At 70.7% G+C, this 17,072-nt stretch carries 11 protein-coding genes; 8 read left to right on the top strand and 3 right to left on the bottom strand.

From position 1 onward, the window contains the following. Positions 1 to 13 precede the first annotated feature (13 nt). The 4 genes from ACFZAM_RS20995 to ACFZAM_RS20980 all read left to right on the top strand — a co-directional run bounded on the left by ACFZAM_RS20995 (position 14) and on the right by ACFZAM_RS20980 (position 9,824). Positions 14 to 901, top strand: coding sequence for a carbohydrate ABC transporter permease (locus ACFZAM_RS20995; RefSeq protein WP_355335253.1), 888 nt, complete (start codon positions 14 to 16; stop codon positions 899 to 901). After that, positions 898 to 2,388 carry a sulfatase-like hydrolase/transferase gene (locus tag ACFZAM_RS20990; RefSeq protein WP_391048081.1) on the top strand — a complete coding sequence of 497 codons (1,491 nt, stop codon included), beginning with the start codon at positions 898 to 900 and terminating at the stop codon, positions 2,386 to 2,388. The genes ACFZAM_RS20995 and ACFZAM_RS20990 overlap by 4 nt, the downstream gene beginning before the upstream one ends. Continuing rightward, on the top strand, positions 2,385 to 3,752 hold the full coding sequence (locus tag ACFZAM_RS20985; RefSeq protein ID WP_391048078.1) for a sulfatase-like hydrolase/transferase: 1,368 nt from the start codon (positions 2,385 to 2,387) through the stop codon (positions 3,750 to 3,752). The genes ACFZAM_RS20990 and ACFZAM_RS20985 overlap by 4 nt, the downstream gene beginning before the upstream one ends. 351 nt (positions 3,753 to 4,103) lie before the next feature. Further along, complete coding sequence (locus ACFZAM_RS20980) at positions 4,104 to 9,824, top strand: family 78 glycoside hydrolase catalytic domain (RefSeq protein WP_391048075.1); 5,721 nt, start codon at positions 4,104 to 4,106, stop codon at positions 9,822 to 9,824. Between the two features lie 177 nt (positions 9,825 to 10,001). On the opposite strand, the gene htpX is transcribed toward ACFZAM_RS20980, so the two are convergent. Beyond that, positions 10,002 to 10,904 carry a zinc metalloprotease HtpX gene (gene htpX, locus ACFZAM_RS20975; protein WP_391048225.1) on the bottom strand — a complete coding sequence of 301 codons (903 nt, stop codon included), beginning with the start codon at positions 10,902 to 10,904 and terminating at the stop codon, positions 10,002 to 10,004. Positions 10,905 to 11,071: 167 nt separating this feature from the next. Further along, complete coding sequence (locus ACFZAM_RS20970) at positions 11,072 to 11,464, bottom strand: MarR family transcriptional regulator (protein ID WP_391048073.1); 393 nt, start codon at positions 11,462 to 11,464, stop codon at positions 11,072 to 11,074. A gap of 130 nt (positions 11,465 to 11,594) precedes the next feature. On the opposite strand from ACFZAM_RS20970, the gene ACFZAM_RS20965 reads away from it, so the two are divergent. From ACFZAM_RS20965 to ACFZAM_RS20955, 3 genes are all read left to right on the top strand, one after another. Beyond that, positions 11,595 to 12,266 (top strand): anti-sigma factor antagonist, encoded by a 672-nt coding sequence (locus ACFZAM_RS20965; protein ID WP_391048071.1) that lies wholly within the window; start codon positions 11,595 to 11,597, stop codon positions 12,264 to 12,266. Continuing rightward, positions 12,166 to 13,311, top strand: a complete 1,146-nt coding sequence (locus ACFZAM_RS20960; protein ID WP_391048068.1) for a permease — start codon at positions 12,166 to 12,168, stop codon at positions 13,309 to 13,311. The genes ACFZAM_RS20965 and ACFZAM_RS20960 overlap by 101 nt, the downstream gene beginning before the upstream one ends. Before the next feature lie 139 nt (positions 13,312 to 13,450). Next, positions 13,451 to 14,980, top strand: coding sequence for a GDSL-type esterase/lipase family protein (locus ACFZAM_RS20955; protein WP_391048066.1), 1,530 nt, complete (start codon positions 13,451 to 13,453; stop codon positions 14,978 to 14,980). On the opposite strand, the gene ACFZAM_RS20950 is transcribed toward ACFZAM_RS20955, so the two are convergent. Continuing rightward, positions 14,933 to 15,757, bottom strand: a complete 825-nt coding sequence (locus ACFZAM_RS20950; protein WP_391048064.1) for a helix-turn-helix domain-containing protein — start codon at positions 15,755 to 15,757, stop codon at positions 14,933 to 14,935. The genes ACFZAM_RS20955 and ACFZAM_RS20950 overlap by 48 nt on opposite strands. A 53-nt stretch (positions 15,758 to 15,810) precedes the next feature. Here ACFZAM_RS20950 and ACFZAM_RS20945 point away from each other — a divergent pair, with 53 nt between their 5' ends. After that, positions 15,811 to 17,055, top strand: coding sequence for an MFS transporter (locus tag ACFZAM_RS20945; RefSeq protein ID WP_391048063.1), 1,245 nt, complete (start codon positions 15,811 to 15,813; stop codon positions 17,053 to 17,055). Positions 17,056 to 17,072: the final 17 nt, after the last annotated feature.

Genomic DNA, 17,072 nt, shown 5'->3' with positions numbered 1-17,072 from the left:
AGGCGCGTACCTCATGAGTTCCCTCTTGCAGGTCAGACGGCCGGCCGGGCCGCGCGGCCGGACACCGCTCGGCGGACGCAGCCCGCTGCGCACCGCGGGCGTGGCGGTGACCTGGCTGTTCGTCGCCGCCAACGTCGCCGGACTGGTCTGGCTGGTGCTCCAGTCGTTCCGCGACACCCGGTCCATCCTCTCCTCGCCGTGGGGTCTGCCGCACTCGCTGTCCGCGCACAATTTCGTGCACGCCTGGACGGTCAGCGGATTCGGGCGGGCGGCGTTCAACTCGGTGGTGGTCACCGGGATCTCCTCGGTGCTGACCGTCGCCGTCGCCGCGCCCGCCGGGTACTACCTGTCCCGGCAGGACACCCGACTGAGCCGCGGACTCACGCTGTTCTTCGTGCTCGGCCTCGGTGTGCCGGTGCAGGTGATCCTCATCCCGCTGTTCGTCATGCTCAACCGCGTCTACCTCACCGACAGCCTGCTCGGCCTCAATCTGGTCTACATCGGCGTCTCGCTGCCCTTCACCGTCTTCCTGCTGACCGGCTTCTTCCGTTCGCTGCCGAAGGAGTTGGAGGAGGCCGCGGCCCTGGACGGGGTCTCCCCGGCCGCCACCTTCTGGCGGATCATGCTGCCCGTCGCCCGCGGCGGCATCGTCACCGCGTTCGTTCTCCAGGTCATCGCGCACTGGAACGAGACGCTGCTCGCCCTGACCCTGCTCCAGTCCACCGACAACTACACGCTGCCGATCGCGCTGATCTCCTTCGTGCAGCAGCAGACGTACAGCGGCGCCGACTGGGGCGGCCTGTTCGCCGGGCTGTGCATCGTCGTCCTGCCCATGCTGGTCGTCTACATCTGGCTGGGACGGCGGCTCACCGAAGGTCTCACCCTGGGGATGGGCAAATGACACCGGGGGAGGACGGTTCCGTACGGCGCCCCAATCTCGTCCTGGTGATCGCCGACCAGTGGCGGGCCGGCTGCCTCGGCTTCCTGGGCGAGGACCCGGTCCGCACCCCGGCCCTCGACGAACTGGCCGAAAAATCCAGGGTGCTGACGCAGGCGGTGAGCAACTACCCGGTGTGCAGCCCCTGTCGGGCGATGCTGATGACCGGACGCTACCCGTACGGCAACGGCGTCCACCTCAACGTCAACTCCGCGACCGCCGAACTCGGCGTGGGGCTGCGGCCGGAAACACGGTGCTGGTCGGACGTCCTCGCCGACGAGGGGTACGCGCTCGGCTACATCGGCAAGTGGCATCTGGAGGCCCCGGTGCCGGCGGACGCGGCGGCCGGGGAAGGCGTCCGCGAGGACGGCCGGGTCTGGGACGCGTACACCGCGCCCGACCGCAGGCACGGCTTCGGCTTCTGGTACTCCCACGGCTGCTGCGACGACCACGCCCGGCCCCATTACTGGACCGGCGACGCGCCCCGCGAGGCCCCGGTCAGGGTCGACCAGTGGTCGGCCGAGCACGAGACCGATGTCGCCCTGTCCTTCCTCGACGGCGCGGCACGCGACTACCACCGCGGCGGCACGCCGTTCGCCCTCGTGCTGTCCTACAACCCGCCGCACCAGCCCTTCGACCAGGTGCCGCAGCCGTACCTGGACGGCTACTCGACACGGTCAGCGCGGGAACTGCTGCCCCGGCCGAACGTCGACTGGGACCGTCCGGAGGCCGCCGAGGCCGCACGCGCCGCGCCCTCCTACTACGCCGCGGTCACCGGCGTGGACCACCAGATCGGCCGGGTGCTCGCCGCCCTGGACGAACACCGGCTGACCGGCGACACATTCGTGGTGTTCACCTCGGACCACGGCATGCAACTGGGCAGCCACGGTCTGATGTACAAGAACGTGCCCTACGAGGAGTCGATGCGCGTGCCGTTCCTGGTCTCCCGGCCCGGCCACGTCCCGCCCGGCCGGGACGACCTGCTGCTGAGTTCACCCGATGTCGCGCCCACCGTTCTGGGCCTGCTTGGCGTGGCGGACGCGATCGTCGAGGGCACGCAGGGGCGCGACCTGTCCGGGGCGCTGCTCGCACCGCCCGGCGACCGGGGCGCCGTACGGCCAGGGGCCGCGCTGTATCTGGGACCCGCGGCCGGGCCCGGCGACCCCGACATCCGCGGCCTGCGCACCCGCACGCACAAGCTGGTGGCCGCGTACGCACCCGAAGGCACGGTCACGGTACGGCTGTTCGACCTCGAGGCGGACCCCTACGAGCGCACGGACGTCGTCGCGGACCGGTCCGCCCAGGCGGTCGCCCTCGCGGCGGCGCTGACCGGCGAACTGGACCGCACCGGCGATCCGTGGCCGGGCCGGTCGGCCCTGGCGGCGTGGACGGCGCGAGCGCGGAAGCAGGCGGAGGACCACGGCCAGGCGCCCCGTGGCGCCGCGCGATGAAGGCCCCCGCCGGGGCCGAACGCCCCAACATCCTCGTGCTGTTGACCGACCAGCACGCGGCCCACATGCTCGGCTGCGCAGGCGCCGGGCATGTCGCGACACCGCACGTGGACCGCCTCGCAGCGCAGGGCACCCGTTTCGACCGTGCCTACACCACCTTCCCACTGTGCGTCCCGGCGCGCAGCAGCCTGCTGACCGGGCGGTACCCGCACGAACTGGGCGTCAACGGCAACGCCCCGGCATCCTCCGCCCCCGGCAGCGATCCGGGCCGTCGTCCCGACAGCCTCGGCCACCTGCTCAGGGCCGCCGGCTACGACACCCTCTACGCGGGCAAGTGGCACGCGCGGACTGCGAGCGCGACGCCCGAGGACGGCTTCACCGTGCTGCGCCCCTTCGGCGACGCCGGTCTGGCCGACGCCTGCGCGCGCTGGCTCACCTCCCGCGTGCCCGGCGACCGGCCCTTCGCCCTGGTCGCCTCCTTCGACGATCCGCACACCGTCTGCGAGTACGCCAGGGACCAGCCCATGCCGTACGGGGACGTGCCCGCGGTTCCGGTACGCCGAGCCCCGCCGCTCCCGTCGAACTTCGGCCGGCATCCCTACGAACCCGAGGCCGTCCGGCACGAACAGGCCGTCCAGGCCGCGGTGTACGGGACCGCCGGCTACACCCCCGACGACTGGCGGCGGTACCGTCACACCTACGCCCGCCTGGTCGAACGGGCCGACGCGGCACTGGGCACCGTGCTCGACGCGCTGCACTCCACGGGCGCGGCCGACGACACCCTGGTGGTGTTCACCAGCGACCACGGCGACGGCGACGCGTCCCACGCGTGGAACCAGAAGACGGCGCTCTTCGAGGAAGCCGTCAGGGTCCCGCTCGTCATCCGGCCGCCGGGCGGTCGCGGCAGCGGCGGCGTGAGCGACGCGCTGGTCTCCGTCGGCCTGGACCTGCTGCCCACCCTGTGCGCCGCCGCGGGCGTCCCGGCCCCGCCCGGACTGCGCGGCAGGAACCTCCTGGCCGCCCCCGAAGTACCCTGCGGCCACGACCACATCGTGGTCGAGACGCTCTTCGAACGTCCGGACCCGCCCCTGACGCGCGGGCGCTCACTGATCACCGCACGCCACAAATACACGGTCTACAGCTGGGGCCGCTGGCGCGAACAACTCCACGATCTGCGCGCCGATCCGGGCGAGACCCGGAACCTGGCGGTGGAGGAGAGCCACGACGCCCTGCGCGAACGGCTGCGCGCGACGCTCCTCCAATGGTGCCTGGACACCGGGGACACGGACTTCCTCAAACGCCTCGTCCTCCCCGACGGCGTGGCGAGCCAGACCCGCGACCGCGTCTTCGCGATTCCCTACTGAGACCTCGCGCCCCGATCCGCCGCCGGCCCTCCGGGAAACGCCTCGCGCCGCTGGTCCAGCTCAATTGTGTGTCGTTTCAATCGGCGATGAACGTGTGTCAGGTGGTGCGGTCGCGCACCTTGGCACGGTCAAGCGCGTGCTGATCTTGTCCAAACTCTTGACATGAGACAGCCGTCACATCATTTTTGGAACGTTTCACCTCGTGGCGAGAGCCGCGAGGGCTTTCTCTTGCCACGAACTTGCCACGAAAGGCCCGTCGACATGACGCCTGCCAGACCAGTTGCCGGACTTCCCGCTCCACCCGCCGCGTCCGGAGGGCGACGCCTGATCGCTCTGCTCGCGGCGCTCGTCATGCTTGCCGTCGCCTTCCTGGCCGCCGACCCGGCGGCCGCCGCGGCGCAGGGGAACGGCCTCACGGTCGGCGCTCTTCAGACGAATGCCCGGACCAACCCGCTCGGCATCGCGGGCGACGCCCCGACGTTCAGTTGGAAGTCGACGTCGAGCGCCCGTGGCGTGGTGCAGACGGCGTACGAGGTCCGGGTCGGCACCAGCGCTGCCGCCGACGACGTGTGGTCCTCGGGGAAGGTCGCGTCGAGCGACCAGCTCGATGTGCGGTACGGCGGGCCGAAGTTGACCTCGCAGACCCGCTACTACTGGCAGGCCAGGGTCTGGGACGGAGACGGCCGGGCCAGCGACTGGAGCGCTCCCGGCTGGTTCGAGACCGGCATCCTCGACGCGGCCGAGTGGACCGGCGACTGGATCGGCAAGTCCGCCGGCGGTGAGATCGACAAGTGGAACGACTACACCACGGACATCGACTTCACCCTCGACAACCTGGCGCTGGGCGTCTACCTGCGCGCGTCGGACACCGGCAACGCGTACATGTGGCAGATCAGCACCGCGGACGGGACCGGAGTCCCGAAGTTCCGGCCGCACAAGAAGGTCAACGGCGGCTTCTCCCTGCTCGGGAACATCCCGATCACGACGCTGACGTCCGCCCAACTGCTCACCGGCACGCACCGCCTGTCGCTCACCGTGGACGGCCCGACGATCACCACGAAGCTCGACGGCGCCCAGATCGACAGCCGGACCGACACCACCTTCGCCAAGGGCTTCATCGGTTTCCGCCAGGACCTCGCCAACGAGGGACCGGAGGCCGCGCACATCCACGCCGTCAAGGTCACCTCGAAGGCCGGTGACGTACTGTTCCGGACCGACTTCTCCGGGACCGAGAACCCGTTCACCGGCGGCGCCCTGACGCCGGACGGGCTGCTCGTGGAGAAGAAGCTCGACGTGATCCTGCGGACCAGCGACAGCAATCTGCCGCTGCTGCGCAAGGAGTTCACCACCGAACCCGGCAAGACGGTCGCGCGGGCCCGGGCGTACGCCTCGGCGCACGGCACCTACGAGCTGGAGCTCAACGGCAAGAAGGTCGGCGACCAGTTCCTGGCCCCCGGCGACACCGACTACCGCAAGCGCGTCCAGTACCAGACCTATGACATCACCGACCAGGTCGGCAACGGCCGGAACGCGATCGGCGCGGAGCTCGGTGACGGCTGGTGGGCCGGCAAGGTCGGCATGTGGGGCCCCGGCATGTTCGGCAACTCCGTCGGCCTGATCGCGCAGGTGCGCATCGACTACACCGACGGAACGCACCAGATCGTCAAGACCGACAGCACGTGGAAGAGCCACTCGGGTCCCTACGCGGCCGCCGACAACATCGACGGCGAGACGTACGACGCGCGGGCCGAACAACCCGGCTGGGACCGCCCCGACTACGACGACGCGGCGTGGAACCCCGTCACGATCGGCGCCTCCGACACCGCCAAGCTCGTGGCCCAGCCCGATGAGCCCGTGCGCGTGACCGGCGAACTTCCGGCGCTGACGCGGACCAGTCCCGCCGCCGACACGTACATCTACGACCTCGGCCAGAACATGGTCGGCGTCGCCCGGATGCGCCTCCAGGGTGTCGCGGGACAGACCGTCAAGATCCGCTACGGCGAGGTCCTGAACAAGGACGGGAGCCTCTACACCGCCAATCTCCGCGCGGCGAAGGTCACCGACTACTACACGTTCAGCGCGACCGGCACGGTCGTCTATGAACCGAAGTTCACCCAGCACGGCTACCGCTACCTCGAGATCTCCCACATCAAGAGCGCACCCGCGCTCGGCGACGTCACCGGCGTCGTCTGGGGTTCCGACCTCAAGGCGACCGGAACGCTGACGACCTCCAACGCGATGCTCAACCAGCTCCAGAGCAACATCTCGTGGGGACAGCGCGGCAACTTCCTGTCGATCCCGACCGACACCCCGGCCCGTGACGAGCGCCTGGGCTGGACCGGAGACATCAACGTCTTCGCGCCGACCGCGAGTTATCTGCGCGACACCCGCGCCTTCCTCAACAAGTGGACGACCGACCTGCGGGACTCCGCCTACAGCGACGGCAACTACCCGGGCATCGCGCCGTCGGTGCCGACGATCGACCTCGGCAGCGGCCTCGGCTGGTCCGACTCGGCCGTCACGGTGCCGTACGCGGTGTGGCACGCGCAGGGCGACACCGCCATCGTGCGGGCCAACTACGCCTCGATGGCGAAGTTCCTGGGCTTTGTGAAGAAGGGCGCGGGCGACGACCTCATCGACTCGGCGCGCGGCAACTGGAACGACTGGCTCAACCTCGACGACAACACCGGCACGGACGTCCTCGGCACCGCGTACTACGCCGAAGACGCGCGCATGCTCTCGGAGATGGCCAAGGCGATCGGTGAGGACGCCGACGCGGCGACCTACGCCAAGCTGTCCGCCGATGTGCGCGCCGCGTTCACCGCGAAGCTCGTGGCGGCCGACGGCACCGTCCAGGGCGGCAGCCAGACGGCGTACGCCATGGCGCTCGGCATGAACCTCGTGACCGATCCCGCGCTGCGCGCGAAGGTCGCCGAGAAGTTCGTCGCCAAGCTCAAGACCACCGACTACCACCTCACGACCGGCTTCCTCGGAACGCCGTGGCTGCTCCCCGCGCTCACCAGCATCGGGCGCTCCGACCTGGCCTACACGATGATCCTGAAGAAGGACTACCCGTCGTGGGGCTACGAGATCGAGCACGGCGCCACCACGATGTGGGAGCGCTGGAACTCCATCAACCCCGACGGCAGCTTCGGCGATGTCAGCATGAACTCCTTCAACCACTACGCCTACGGCGCGGTCGGTGACTGGATGTACCAGAACATCGGCGGCATCTCGGCGCTCAAGGCCGGTTACAAGGAGTCGAGGATCGCCCCGGCCGTGGGCGGCGACCTGACCAGCGGTCAGGGCACCTACGAGTCCGTGTACGGCACGATCGGGTCGAGCTGGAAGAAGACCGACCAGGGAATGTCCCTGGACATCACGGTCCCGGTCAACACGACCTCGCGCGTCAGCGTCCCGGCCCGCAACATCGAGGCCGTGACCGAGGGCGGCACGCCGATCACGAAGGCCGAGGGCGTCAGCGACGTCTCGGTGGCCGACGGCGTCGTCACGTTCACCGTCGGCTCGGGTACGTACGCGATCCACTCCGACGCCAAGCGCGCCCTGTTCGGCGACATCGTCACCGAGATCCACAAGACCGACGGGCACGCCGGTGACCTGGCGGCGGCGGGCGACCTCGGCGCGGACGACCGCGCCCGTGTCGGCGCCGCGCTCGACACCGCGAGCGGCAAGGTCGAGGACGCCGTCGCGGCGGACGTCGCGGGCGACTCCGGTCAGGCGTCGCAGCGTCTGAGCGAGGGCGTCGCGCCGATCCGTACCCTCAGGACCTGGCTGGCCGGCTCGTCGGTCGACGGACCGGTCAAGAACGACCTGACGGCGCGCCTGGACGCGATCGAGGCGCTGTTCGGCAAGGCGGTCGCCGCGAATCTCGGAATCTCGGTGGTCGTCCCGCCCGTCGCCGAGCCCGGCGGCCCCGGCGCGAACATCCCCGGAACGGTCGAGATCGCGAACGCCGGTACGGCCGCGATCCGCGACCTGAAGGCCGTCGTGACGGTCGACGACTGGAATGTCGACCCGACCGCTTCGGCCAAGGACACGCTGGGAGCGGGCGACCGCGTCCAACTGCCGTTCACGGTCCGCGTGCCGAAGCACCAGAAGCCCGGCACGTACAACGCGTCGGTCAAGCTGACCTTCACCAGCCAGTACGGCACCTTCACCCTGAACGACTCGACGCCGTGGGTCTCGGTGACGTCGGGCGTCGAGATCACCACCGTGACGTCGGCCGGTCCGGTCGACGGCTCGGACGAGAAGGCGACCCTGACCGCGACGGTCAGGAACAACGGCGGTTCGGCGGTGTCGGGCCAGCTCACGGCGGCCGTGCCGGACGGGTGGAAGACCCCGCCCGCCTCCGACCGGGTCACGATCGAGCCCGGGGCGACCAAGACCGTCGTCCTGCCGCTGTTCCCCGGACTGGAGACCGTCGCGGGTGACCAGGCCGCCGAGGTCCACTTCGTCGACCAGGGTGTGACGCTCGCCGACAAGGCCGCGAAGATCACGGTCAACCTCCCGGCGCCGCCGACCCAGGAAGTCCTCGACTACATCGACTTCGGCAACGCGGCCTCGGAGAAGGCCCACGCGATCATGGCCGCACCGGCCAGCGGGACGAACACCGAAGCCGGTTTCGACCGACGTTACGCGAACTCGGCCAACCCGGGCTCGTGGTACTCGGCCGTGGCGCACGTGACGCCGGGCAAGCCGTTCATGCTCCGCAACCGGGAGACGTTCGACGGCGCCAGGACGAAGAAGTACAACATCTACGTCAACGACACCCTGGTGAAGACGTACACGCTCAAGCGCACCGAGACCGGTATGGGCACGAAGACCTACCAGACGGTCATCGACACCCCCGCCGCGCTCGCCAACGACGGCACCGTACGCATCAAGTACGAGTTCCCGCTCGACGCCTCGGGCTACTTCGACCCGTCGATCGCCGACAGCTGGGTGCTGCCGGTGCCCGCCGACAGCCTGGCTCCACTGGCCTCCGCGACGGTGACCAGTGCCGCCGCGCCCGGCGACAACGGCTGGTACCGGGACGACGCCTCGGTGGCCGTCACCGCCGTCGACAACCGGGACGCCGCTCCCATGGTCGAGGTCGGCGGGTTCGCCGGCTGGCAGGCGTACGTCGCTCCCGTCCTGGTCAGCGGGGACGGCAAGCACGCGGTCTCCTACCGGGCGAAGGACGCGGCCGGCAACTCCACCGGTCAGCGGACGGCGTCGGTGTGGATCGACGGGACCGCTCCCGTCACCAAGGTCGCGGTGACCCGCAAGTCCGGGACGGCGGAGGCGGACCGGGCCACGGTCGGCCTCACCGCCCAGGACGCGCTCAGCGGCGTCGCGTCGACGACCTACCGGATCGACGGGAGCGCCTGGAAGGTGCTGGCCGGGGAGACCCCCTCGGTCAAGGGATTCGGCCGGCACACGGTCGACTTCTTCTCCACCGATGTGGCCGGCAACCCTGAGCCGGTGCACTCGGTGGTGGTCGACCTGGCGGACGTGGACACCATCAAGGCCCTGGTCGCGCCCCAGATCGGCGGGACGCCGAAGTACGGTTCGGCGCTGACCGCGACCACCGGTTCGTGGAACACCACGGGCCTGTCCTTCCGCTACCAGTGGCGGCGCGACGGCCGGCTGATCGGCGGCGCGGCCGCGTCGGCCTACCGGCCGGTCAAGGCCGACATCGGGCACCGGCTGTCGGTGACGGTGACCGCGTCCAAGTCGGGCAAGGCATCCGCGTCGTCGACCTCGCCGCAGACTGCCAAGGTCACCGCGGCGAAGTCACGGGTCGCCGTCGGGCTCTCCGCGACATCGCTGAAGAAGAACCAGTCGGTGACGCTCAAGGTCACGGTCTCGTCCACGGCGGGCACGCCCGGCGGGAACGTAGTGGTCTACGAGAACGGGCGCCGGGTCAAGACCCTCAAACTCACGGCCCGAGGCACCGCCTCGGCTTCGCTGAAGATGAGCACCCGGGGCCTGCGCACCCTGAAGGTGGTCTACGTCGGCAGCTCGTCGATCGAGGGCTCCTCCACCCAGACGCACATCCGCGTGCGCTGACCCGCCGTCGGCCACCGGCCGACCAACCCCCATGAAGACCGCCCCGCGCCCACGGCCCGCCACCTCTGCTCTGGCACCGGCCGTCGGCGCGGGGCACTCTTGTGCGCCGGTCCGACCCCAGGCCAGGCGTCCGGGCGCCCGCTCATCGCGACGACCTCGACGGGCGGCGCCGACCGCTCAGGCGCGCAGGCCCATCTCGGTGGAGAGCTTCGCCAAGGCGTCCAGGCGGCGTTCCAGGCTGGGGTGGGTGGAGAAGACCGAGGCGAGGGCCGAGCCCTCCTTCAGGGCCGGGGTGAAGAAGAAGGCGTTGAAGGCCCGGACGGTGCGCAGGTCCTCGGTGGGGATACGGGCGATGGTGCCGCTCACCTTGACCAGCGCGGACGCCAGTTCGGAGGGGCGTCCGGTCAGTTCGGCCGCGCTGCGGTCGGCCGCCAGCTCGCGGTACCGGGACAGCGCCCGGATCAGCAGGAAGCTCAGCCCGTACACGACCACGGACACCGCCATGATCATCGCGAGCAGCGCCGCGGTGTTCTGGTCGCGGCGGCCCCGGCCGAACAGTTCCGAGTAGAAGACGAAGCGCACCAGCAGCCCCGCGAGCACGCCCAGGAAGGAGGCGATGGTGATCACCGCGACGTCCCGGTGGGCGACGTGGGACAGCTCGTGGGCGAGCACGCCGTCCAGCTCGCCCGGTTCCAGGCGCCGCAGCAGGCCGGTCGTCACGCAGATCACGGCGTGGTCGGCGTTGCGGCCGGTGGCGAAGGCGTTCGGCAGGTCCATCTCGGAGACGGCCACCAGCGGCTTCGGCATGTCGGCCAGGGCGCACAGCCGGTCGACCGCGCCGTGCAGTTCGGGCTGCTGCTGCGGGGTGACCTCATGGGCCCGCATCGCGAACAGCGCGATCCGGTCGGAGAACCAGTACTGCGCCGCCAGCACGCCGGCCGCGATGACCACCACGACCACCACGGACTTCAGCAGCGCGACCAGCACGGCGATGAAGGCCACGAACACCAGGCCCAGCAGGAACATCACCGTCACCATGCGGACCGTGAGCCGCCAGTCGGGCGCGAACCGGGAGCGCACCACCGCTCACCACCTCATCTCAAGCGAGCCGGACCCGGCCCGCCGACCCGCCGTGTGCGGCGGTCGGCCGCCGTGGTCCACTACCTCCCAGTATGCTCCGCGAGGTCGCCCGCGAGACGGTGCCGGACAGCCGGGCCCCGGCCCCGAGGGGTGCCCGTCGGCGCAGGTCAGCGCGCTCCGGACCCGGACCCGGACCCGGCTGCGGACTCGGACCCGGCTGCGGGCTCGGGCTTGGCTGCGGGCTCGGGCTCGGAACCGTTCCGGTGGACGGTGAGGATCGACAGCAGGTCCGCGACGGTCGGGCCCATGTCGGCGGGGTGGCGCAACACCGTACCGGCCGGGATCTCGTAGAGGTTGGAGCGTCCGACCCGGGTGTGCGTGAGATACCCCTCGCTCTCCAGGTCGGCGATGATCTTCTGTACGGCGCGCTCGGTGAGCAGGCAGCGCGCCGCTATGTCCCGCACCCGGCTCCCGGGGTCGCGGGCGATGACGGCCAGGACACGTGCGTGATTGGTCAGGAACGTCCATCCGGTGGCGGGGCGCGGCTCAGAATCGTCCATCGCCCCATCGTAGGATCTCCGATTCACGATCTGCAAAGCATGAACACAGATTCACGTTTTGCTTGACGCCTCTGCTGCCCGCCCACACACTTGGTGTGGCCACCGGATCGGGAAGGCGAGGGCCCTCGACATGTCCGAATTGGATCGCGGACTCTCCGCGCACGACGACGACGCAGGCGCGGTGGTCCACACCTCCCGGATGATCACCCATCCGACCGACGCCCTGGCCGTACGGGTGAGCCAGCGCGCCGGCCACACGGTCGTCACGGTCAGCGGCGAGATCGACTTCACCGGCGCGGACACCTTCGCCCGCGTCCTCATCGACCATCTGCTGTGCGAGAGCGACAGCCTGAGCCTGGAACTGAGCGGCGTCGCCTTCTTCGACTGCGGCGGGCTCAACGCGCTGCTCCGGGCCCGGCGCGTGGCCGAGTGCACCGGAGCGGTACTCCGGCTGACCGCCGTCAGCCCGGCCGTCCAGCGGGTGCTGGGCCTGACCGGCGCCGCCGGGCTCTTCGACTACGCCGAGGGTGACGGGCCGCCGCCCCCGGATCCGGGCCGCCCGCCGGAAGCGATCCGTTCCGCCCGCGAAAGGCCGCTCCGTATGACGCGGGCGGAGACGTCATTGCCCGGATGGCAGGCCCCCACCCACGAGGATGGGGGCCATGCACCCACTCCTGCACGCGTTGTCCATCACCGGGTCGATGACGTGGGAGATCACGTGGGCGCTGATCCTGGGATTCGCGTTGTCCGCGGTGGTCCAGGCGGTCGTGCGCAAGTCCACGGTCGTACGACTGCTCGGTGACGACCGGCCGCGTACGCTCCTGCGGGCCTCGGCGCTCGGGGCGGCGTCCTCGTCGTGTTCGTACGCGGCCGTCGCGCTGGCACGCTCGCTCTTCCGCAAGGGCGCGGACTTCACCGCGGCCATGGCCTTCGAGATCGCCTCCACGAATCTGGTGGTCGAGCTCGGCGTGATCCTCGCCCTCTTGATGGGCTGGCAGTTCACCGCCGCCGAATTCACCGGCGGCCCGGTCATGATCCTGGTACTCGCGGTCGTCTTCCGGCTCACCCTGCGCGAGCCGCTGGTGCGGCAGGCCCGTGAGCAGGCCGGGCGCGGGCTGGCGGGTTCGATGGAGGGGCATGCGGCGATGGACATGTCCGTGCGGCGGCAGGGCTCCTTCGCCCGGCGGCTGCTGTCGGGCGAGGGCCTCACCTCCGTGGCGCACGTCTTCGTCATGGAATGGGCGGCGATCGCGCGCGACCTGGCGATCGGTCTGTTCGTCGCGGGGGCCGTCGCGGCCTGGGTACCCGACGACTTCTGGGGCGCGTTCTTCTTCGACGGCCACCCGCTGGCGTCCAAGCTGTGGGGCCCGCTGATCGGTCCCGTGGTGGCGTTGCTGTCCTTCGTCTGCTCGATCGGGAACGTGCCGCTGGCGGTGGTGCTGTGGAAGGGCGGCATCAGCTTCGGCGGGGTCGTGGCCTTCCTCTTCGCCGACCTGCTGATCCTGCCCGTCCTGAACATCTACCGGCGGTACTACGGCGCCCGCATGGCGCTGTACCTGCTCGGCGCCTTCTACGCGGCCATGGTCGTCGCCGGATACGCCGTCGAGTTCGTCTTCGGCGGGCTCGGCCTGATTCCCGATCAGGCCGACGCGAGGATTCCCACCGCCGGGATCTCCTGGGACTACACGACCTGGCTCAACATCGTCTTCCTCCTGGTCGGCGCCGCACTGGTGATCCGCTTCTGGCGGACCGGCGGGATGCCCATGCTCCGCATGATGGGAGGGGCGCCCGAGGGCCCGGACCGTCACGGCGGCGTCCGGGGGCACGACGGCGGACCGGCCCGCTGACGCCGAATCGGCCCGCTGACGGCGGAACGGATCACCCTTCGCAGACCCACCGACGCGACATCCCGCGCGGTGGACGTCGTATCGTCCATATAACGGATGATGTGCGATCAGTGGCCGGCGCCGCCGGAGAGCGAGGGACATGCCGAAAGCAGAACTGCCGATCCTCCAAGAACGCCGGGACGACGAGGCGGTGGCCCGCCCCCGGCGCGGCAGCGCGAAAGGCCGCTGGCTCCGGCGCGGCCGGAACAGCCTCCTGGCCGTCGTCGCGCTGCTCGCGGTCTGCGTCGCGTCCATCTGGCTGGCGGTACGTCTCACCCCGATGCAGTCCGTCACCGCGGCGGGCCAGACCGTCGAAGTGGGCGCCGTCGCGCCCGACCTCAGCCTGTCAGGACCCGGCGAACTCGACCTGTTCGGAGAAGCGCTGGCGACCGAACCGCACTTCCAGGGACCGATCCGGCCGCGCCTGAAGCTCGCGGACATCAGCATCAACTCGCAGGTCAACCAGATCGTCCGGTCCGACGACCACGACACACTCCAGCTGACCCTCAGCCGGCAGCTGGCCGCCGGGTGGATCCGCTACTGCGTCTGGGAGCTCCTCATCGCGGCCGGCTGCGCGGCCGTCGTCGCGGTGGCCGTGGCCGGAATCCGGCGCGCCCCGCGCCGTACCACGCTGACGATGGTCGGTGTGTGCGTCCTGACCGTGAGCGCCGTCAACGCGCTCGGCGTGTACCTCATGGCGTCCGGCACTCCTCAGGCGCTCCGGCAGGTGCGTACGCTCGACGACCTGGTGGGGCGCGCGCCGACGGAGCCGGTCGCCCCGGCCAAGGGACCGCAGCTGACCGGCGTGCACGCCGTGGTGCTGGGCGACTCCACCGCCGCGGGAATCGGCAACCAGCCGGTCGAGGACCCCAGCGCGCTGGACAAGACCTGCGGGCGCAGTTCCGACGCGTTCGCCGCCGTTCTCGGCCGGGTCAACGACTGGAACGTGCTGAACCTCGCCTGCCAGGGCGCGACCGTGACCGACGGCCTCCTCGGCGTACAGCTCCGCGGCGACCAGGCCGTACCGCCGCAGCTCGCGGTGGCGCAGCGCGCGTCGAGCGCGTCGGTGATCATCGTCAGCGTCGGGGCCAACGACATGAACTGGGCCGTGCTGACGGGCCTGTGCGCCAAGGCGCCCGTCTGCGACGACAAGGCGTCCACGGCGTACTTCAAGGAGCAGCTCTCGACGTTCTCGCAGAACTACCTCGATCTGCTCCAGCAGCTCTCCGACCTCCCTCACCACCCCGACGTGCTCATCAACCAGTACTACGAGCCCTTCGGCCCCGACATCAGGTGCCTCGAAAAGGACGGCCTCACCGAGGCCAAGGTGAAGGTCCTCAAATCCCGCCTGGCCAACCTCAACGCCGTGCTCCAGCAGGGCGCGGACGCCTTCCACTTCGCAACCGCCCAGCCGGACTTCGAAGGCCACCGGCTGTGCAGCGAGCAGCCCTTCGTCCAGAACGCCGCCGACCAGGCTCCGCTGCACCCTACGGCCGCCGGTGAACTGGCCATCGCCCTCGCCGACCAGCAGGCACTCGCCGAGCTCCGCAATACACCGAGCGACGCGCCCACGGACGGCACGTCACCCGGTACCACGGACAGTTCCTCGCCCTCGGCTCCGGTGCGGTGAGGCGATCGGCCGCCGGGCGTCGGGATCGTGGCGGTAGCGGGCGGGGGTCGCTCCGAGGGCGGCGGTGAACGCCTCGATGAAGCTGGTCGGGTTGGCCCATCCGCAGGCCGCCGCGGTGTGGGTGACCGTGTGTCCGGCGGCGAGGAGGGTGAGGGCGTGGTGGAGGCGCAGTTGGGTACGCCACTGCCGGAAGCTCATGCCGAGCTCGTCGTGGAAGAGCCGGGTCAGGGTCCGTTGGCCGGCGCCGACCCGCGTGCCGAGTTCGGTCAAGGTGGCGTTGTCGGCGGGGTCGTCGTGCAGGAGGCGGCTGAGCGCGCGGAGCCGGTCGTCACGTGGCTCGGGCAGGTGCAACGGTTCCTCGGAGGCGGGCACGAGTTCGTCGATGACGACGGCGCGCAGCCGGTCGAGGGCCGTCGGTGACCGGGGCGTGTCGGTGTCGTCGGTCAGGGCGAGCAGGACCTCGCGGACCAGGGCCGAGACGGCGAACACCGCGGGGCGGTCCGGGAGGCGGGCGGCGAGGGCGGCCGGGAGGAAGATGACCCGCATGTCGGTGAACCCGTAGGCCCGGTGATGGTGCTCGAAGCCGCCGGGCGTCCAGGCCAGCCGCGTCGCGGGTGCGATCCAGGTGCCTTCCCTGGTCGTGACCGACAGCACACCGGTGGCGGGGTACACGAGATGGCCCTGCCCATGGCGGTGCGACGGGACACGGTCGCCGTGCAGGAGCGGCAGGCTGCCCATCTCCAGCGCGTTGTCGACGATGTGGCTACTTTCCGGCATCACCTGGCACTATACCGGTGGTAGGTCGGGCCGGGAATGACGATCTTGGACTCATGACCGTTTCCACCACCGGGCAACCCGTCGCCTCACTACGACCGGTGCCCTCTCCGCGCCATCACCATTTCGGCTTCTGGGCCGCGACCTGGGTCTTCCTGGCGGTGCTCGCCTTCTCCACCGCGCCGAGCCCGCTCTACATGCTCTACGCCGACCGGGATCACTTCTCGTCGCTGATGGTGACGATCGTGTTCGCCGCCTACGCGGTGGGCGTGGTCGCGAGCCTGTCCCTCGCCAGTCACCTCTCCGACGTCCACGGCCGCCGCGTCCACCTGCTCGCCGCCGTGTGCCTGTCGAGCGTCAGCGCGGTGGTGTTCATCTTCTGGCCCGGCCTGGCCGGGCTGTTCGTCGCGCGCGTCCTGACCGGGGTGGCCGTGGGTCTCACCGTCTCCACCGCCACCGCCTACCTCAACGAATTGCACACGGGACACCGCCCCGGGACCGAGACCGTCCGGCGACCCCAACTGGCCGCCGCGGGCGCCAACTTCGGCGGGCTCGGCCTCGGCGGACTGTGCGCGGGCCTGCTGGCCCAGTACGCGCCGCACCCGCTCGTCCTGCCCTACCTGGTACTGCTCGCCGCTCTGGTCGTCGGGGCGATCGCCCTGATCGCGTCACCCGAGACCCGCCACCGGCCGCGCCCCCTGCCGCCGTACCGCCCCCAGCGGGTCTCGGTTCCGAACCATGCCAGGCCCCGGTACTTCGGGCTGTTGGTCGAGGTGTTCGTGGCCTACGCCGGAGTCGCGATTTTCCTGGGCCTGGCCGGAACGTTCCTGGCCACGGTGATCGGCGACACGTCGCTGGCGATGGCCGGGCTGGCGATCTTCATCGCGTGCGCCGTCGGCATCGTGGCCCTGGTCGCCACCGGCACGTGGCCGGTCAGGCGACTGCTCGTCGTCGGCCTCCCGATCGACCTCGCCGGCCTGGCGATGGTCGTCGTGGCGGCCTGGCTGCCCACTCCCAGCCTCGGTCTGTTCCTGGCCGGCGGCGGCGTGATCGGCGCCGGGGCCGCGATCCTGTACAAGGGGACCCTCGGCAGCGTCGTCGCCCTCTCGCCTCCCGACAAGCTCGGCGAGAGCCTTTCCGGGTTCTTCCTCGCCGGCTACGTCGGGCTCTCGCTACCGGCGGTGGCGGGCGGCATCGCGCTCCAGTACCTCACCCCTCGGACCACGCTGCTCGTCCTCGGCGCGGCGGCCGGGACCGGGGTCCTCGCCTCTTCCTGGCTGGTCCTGCGCAAGCGTGCGTAGGCGAGCGCAGGACCGGG

Source organism: Streptomyces sp. NPDC008079 (assembly GCF_042957385.1).
In the GTDB taxonomy this organism is placed as follows: Bacteria; Actinomycetota; Actinomycetes; order Streptomycetales; family Streptomycetaceae; genus Actinacidiphila.
This window is presented reverse-complemented; position numbering and strand designations above follow the sequence as displayed.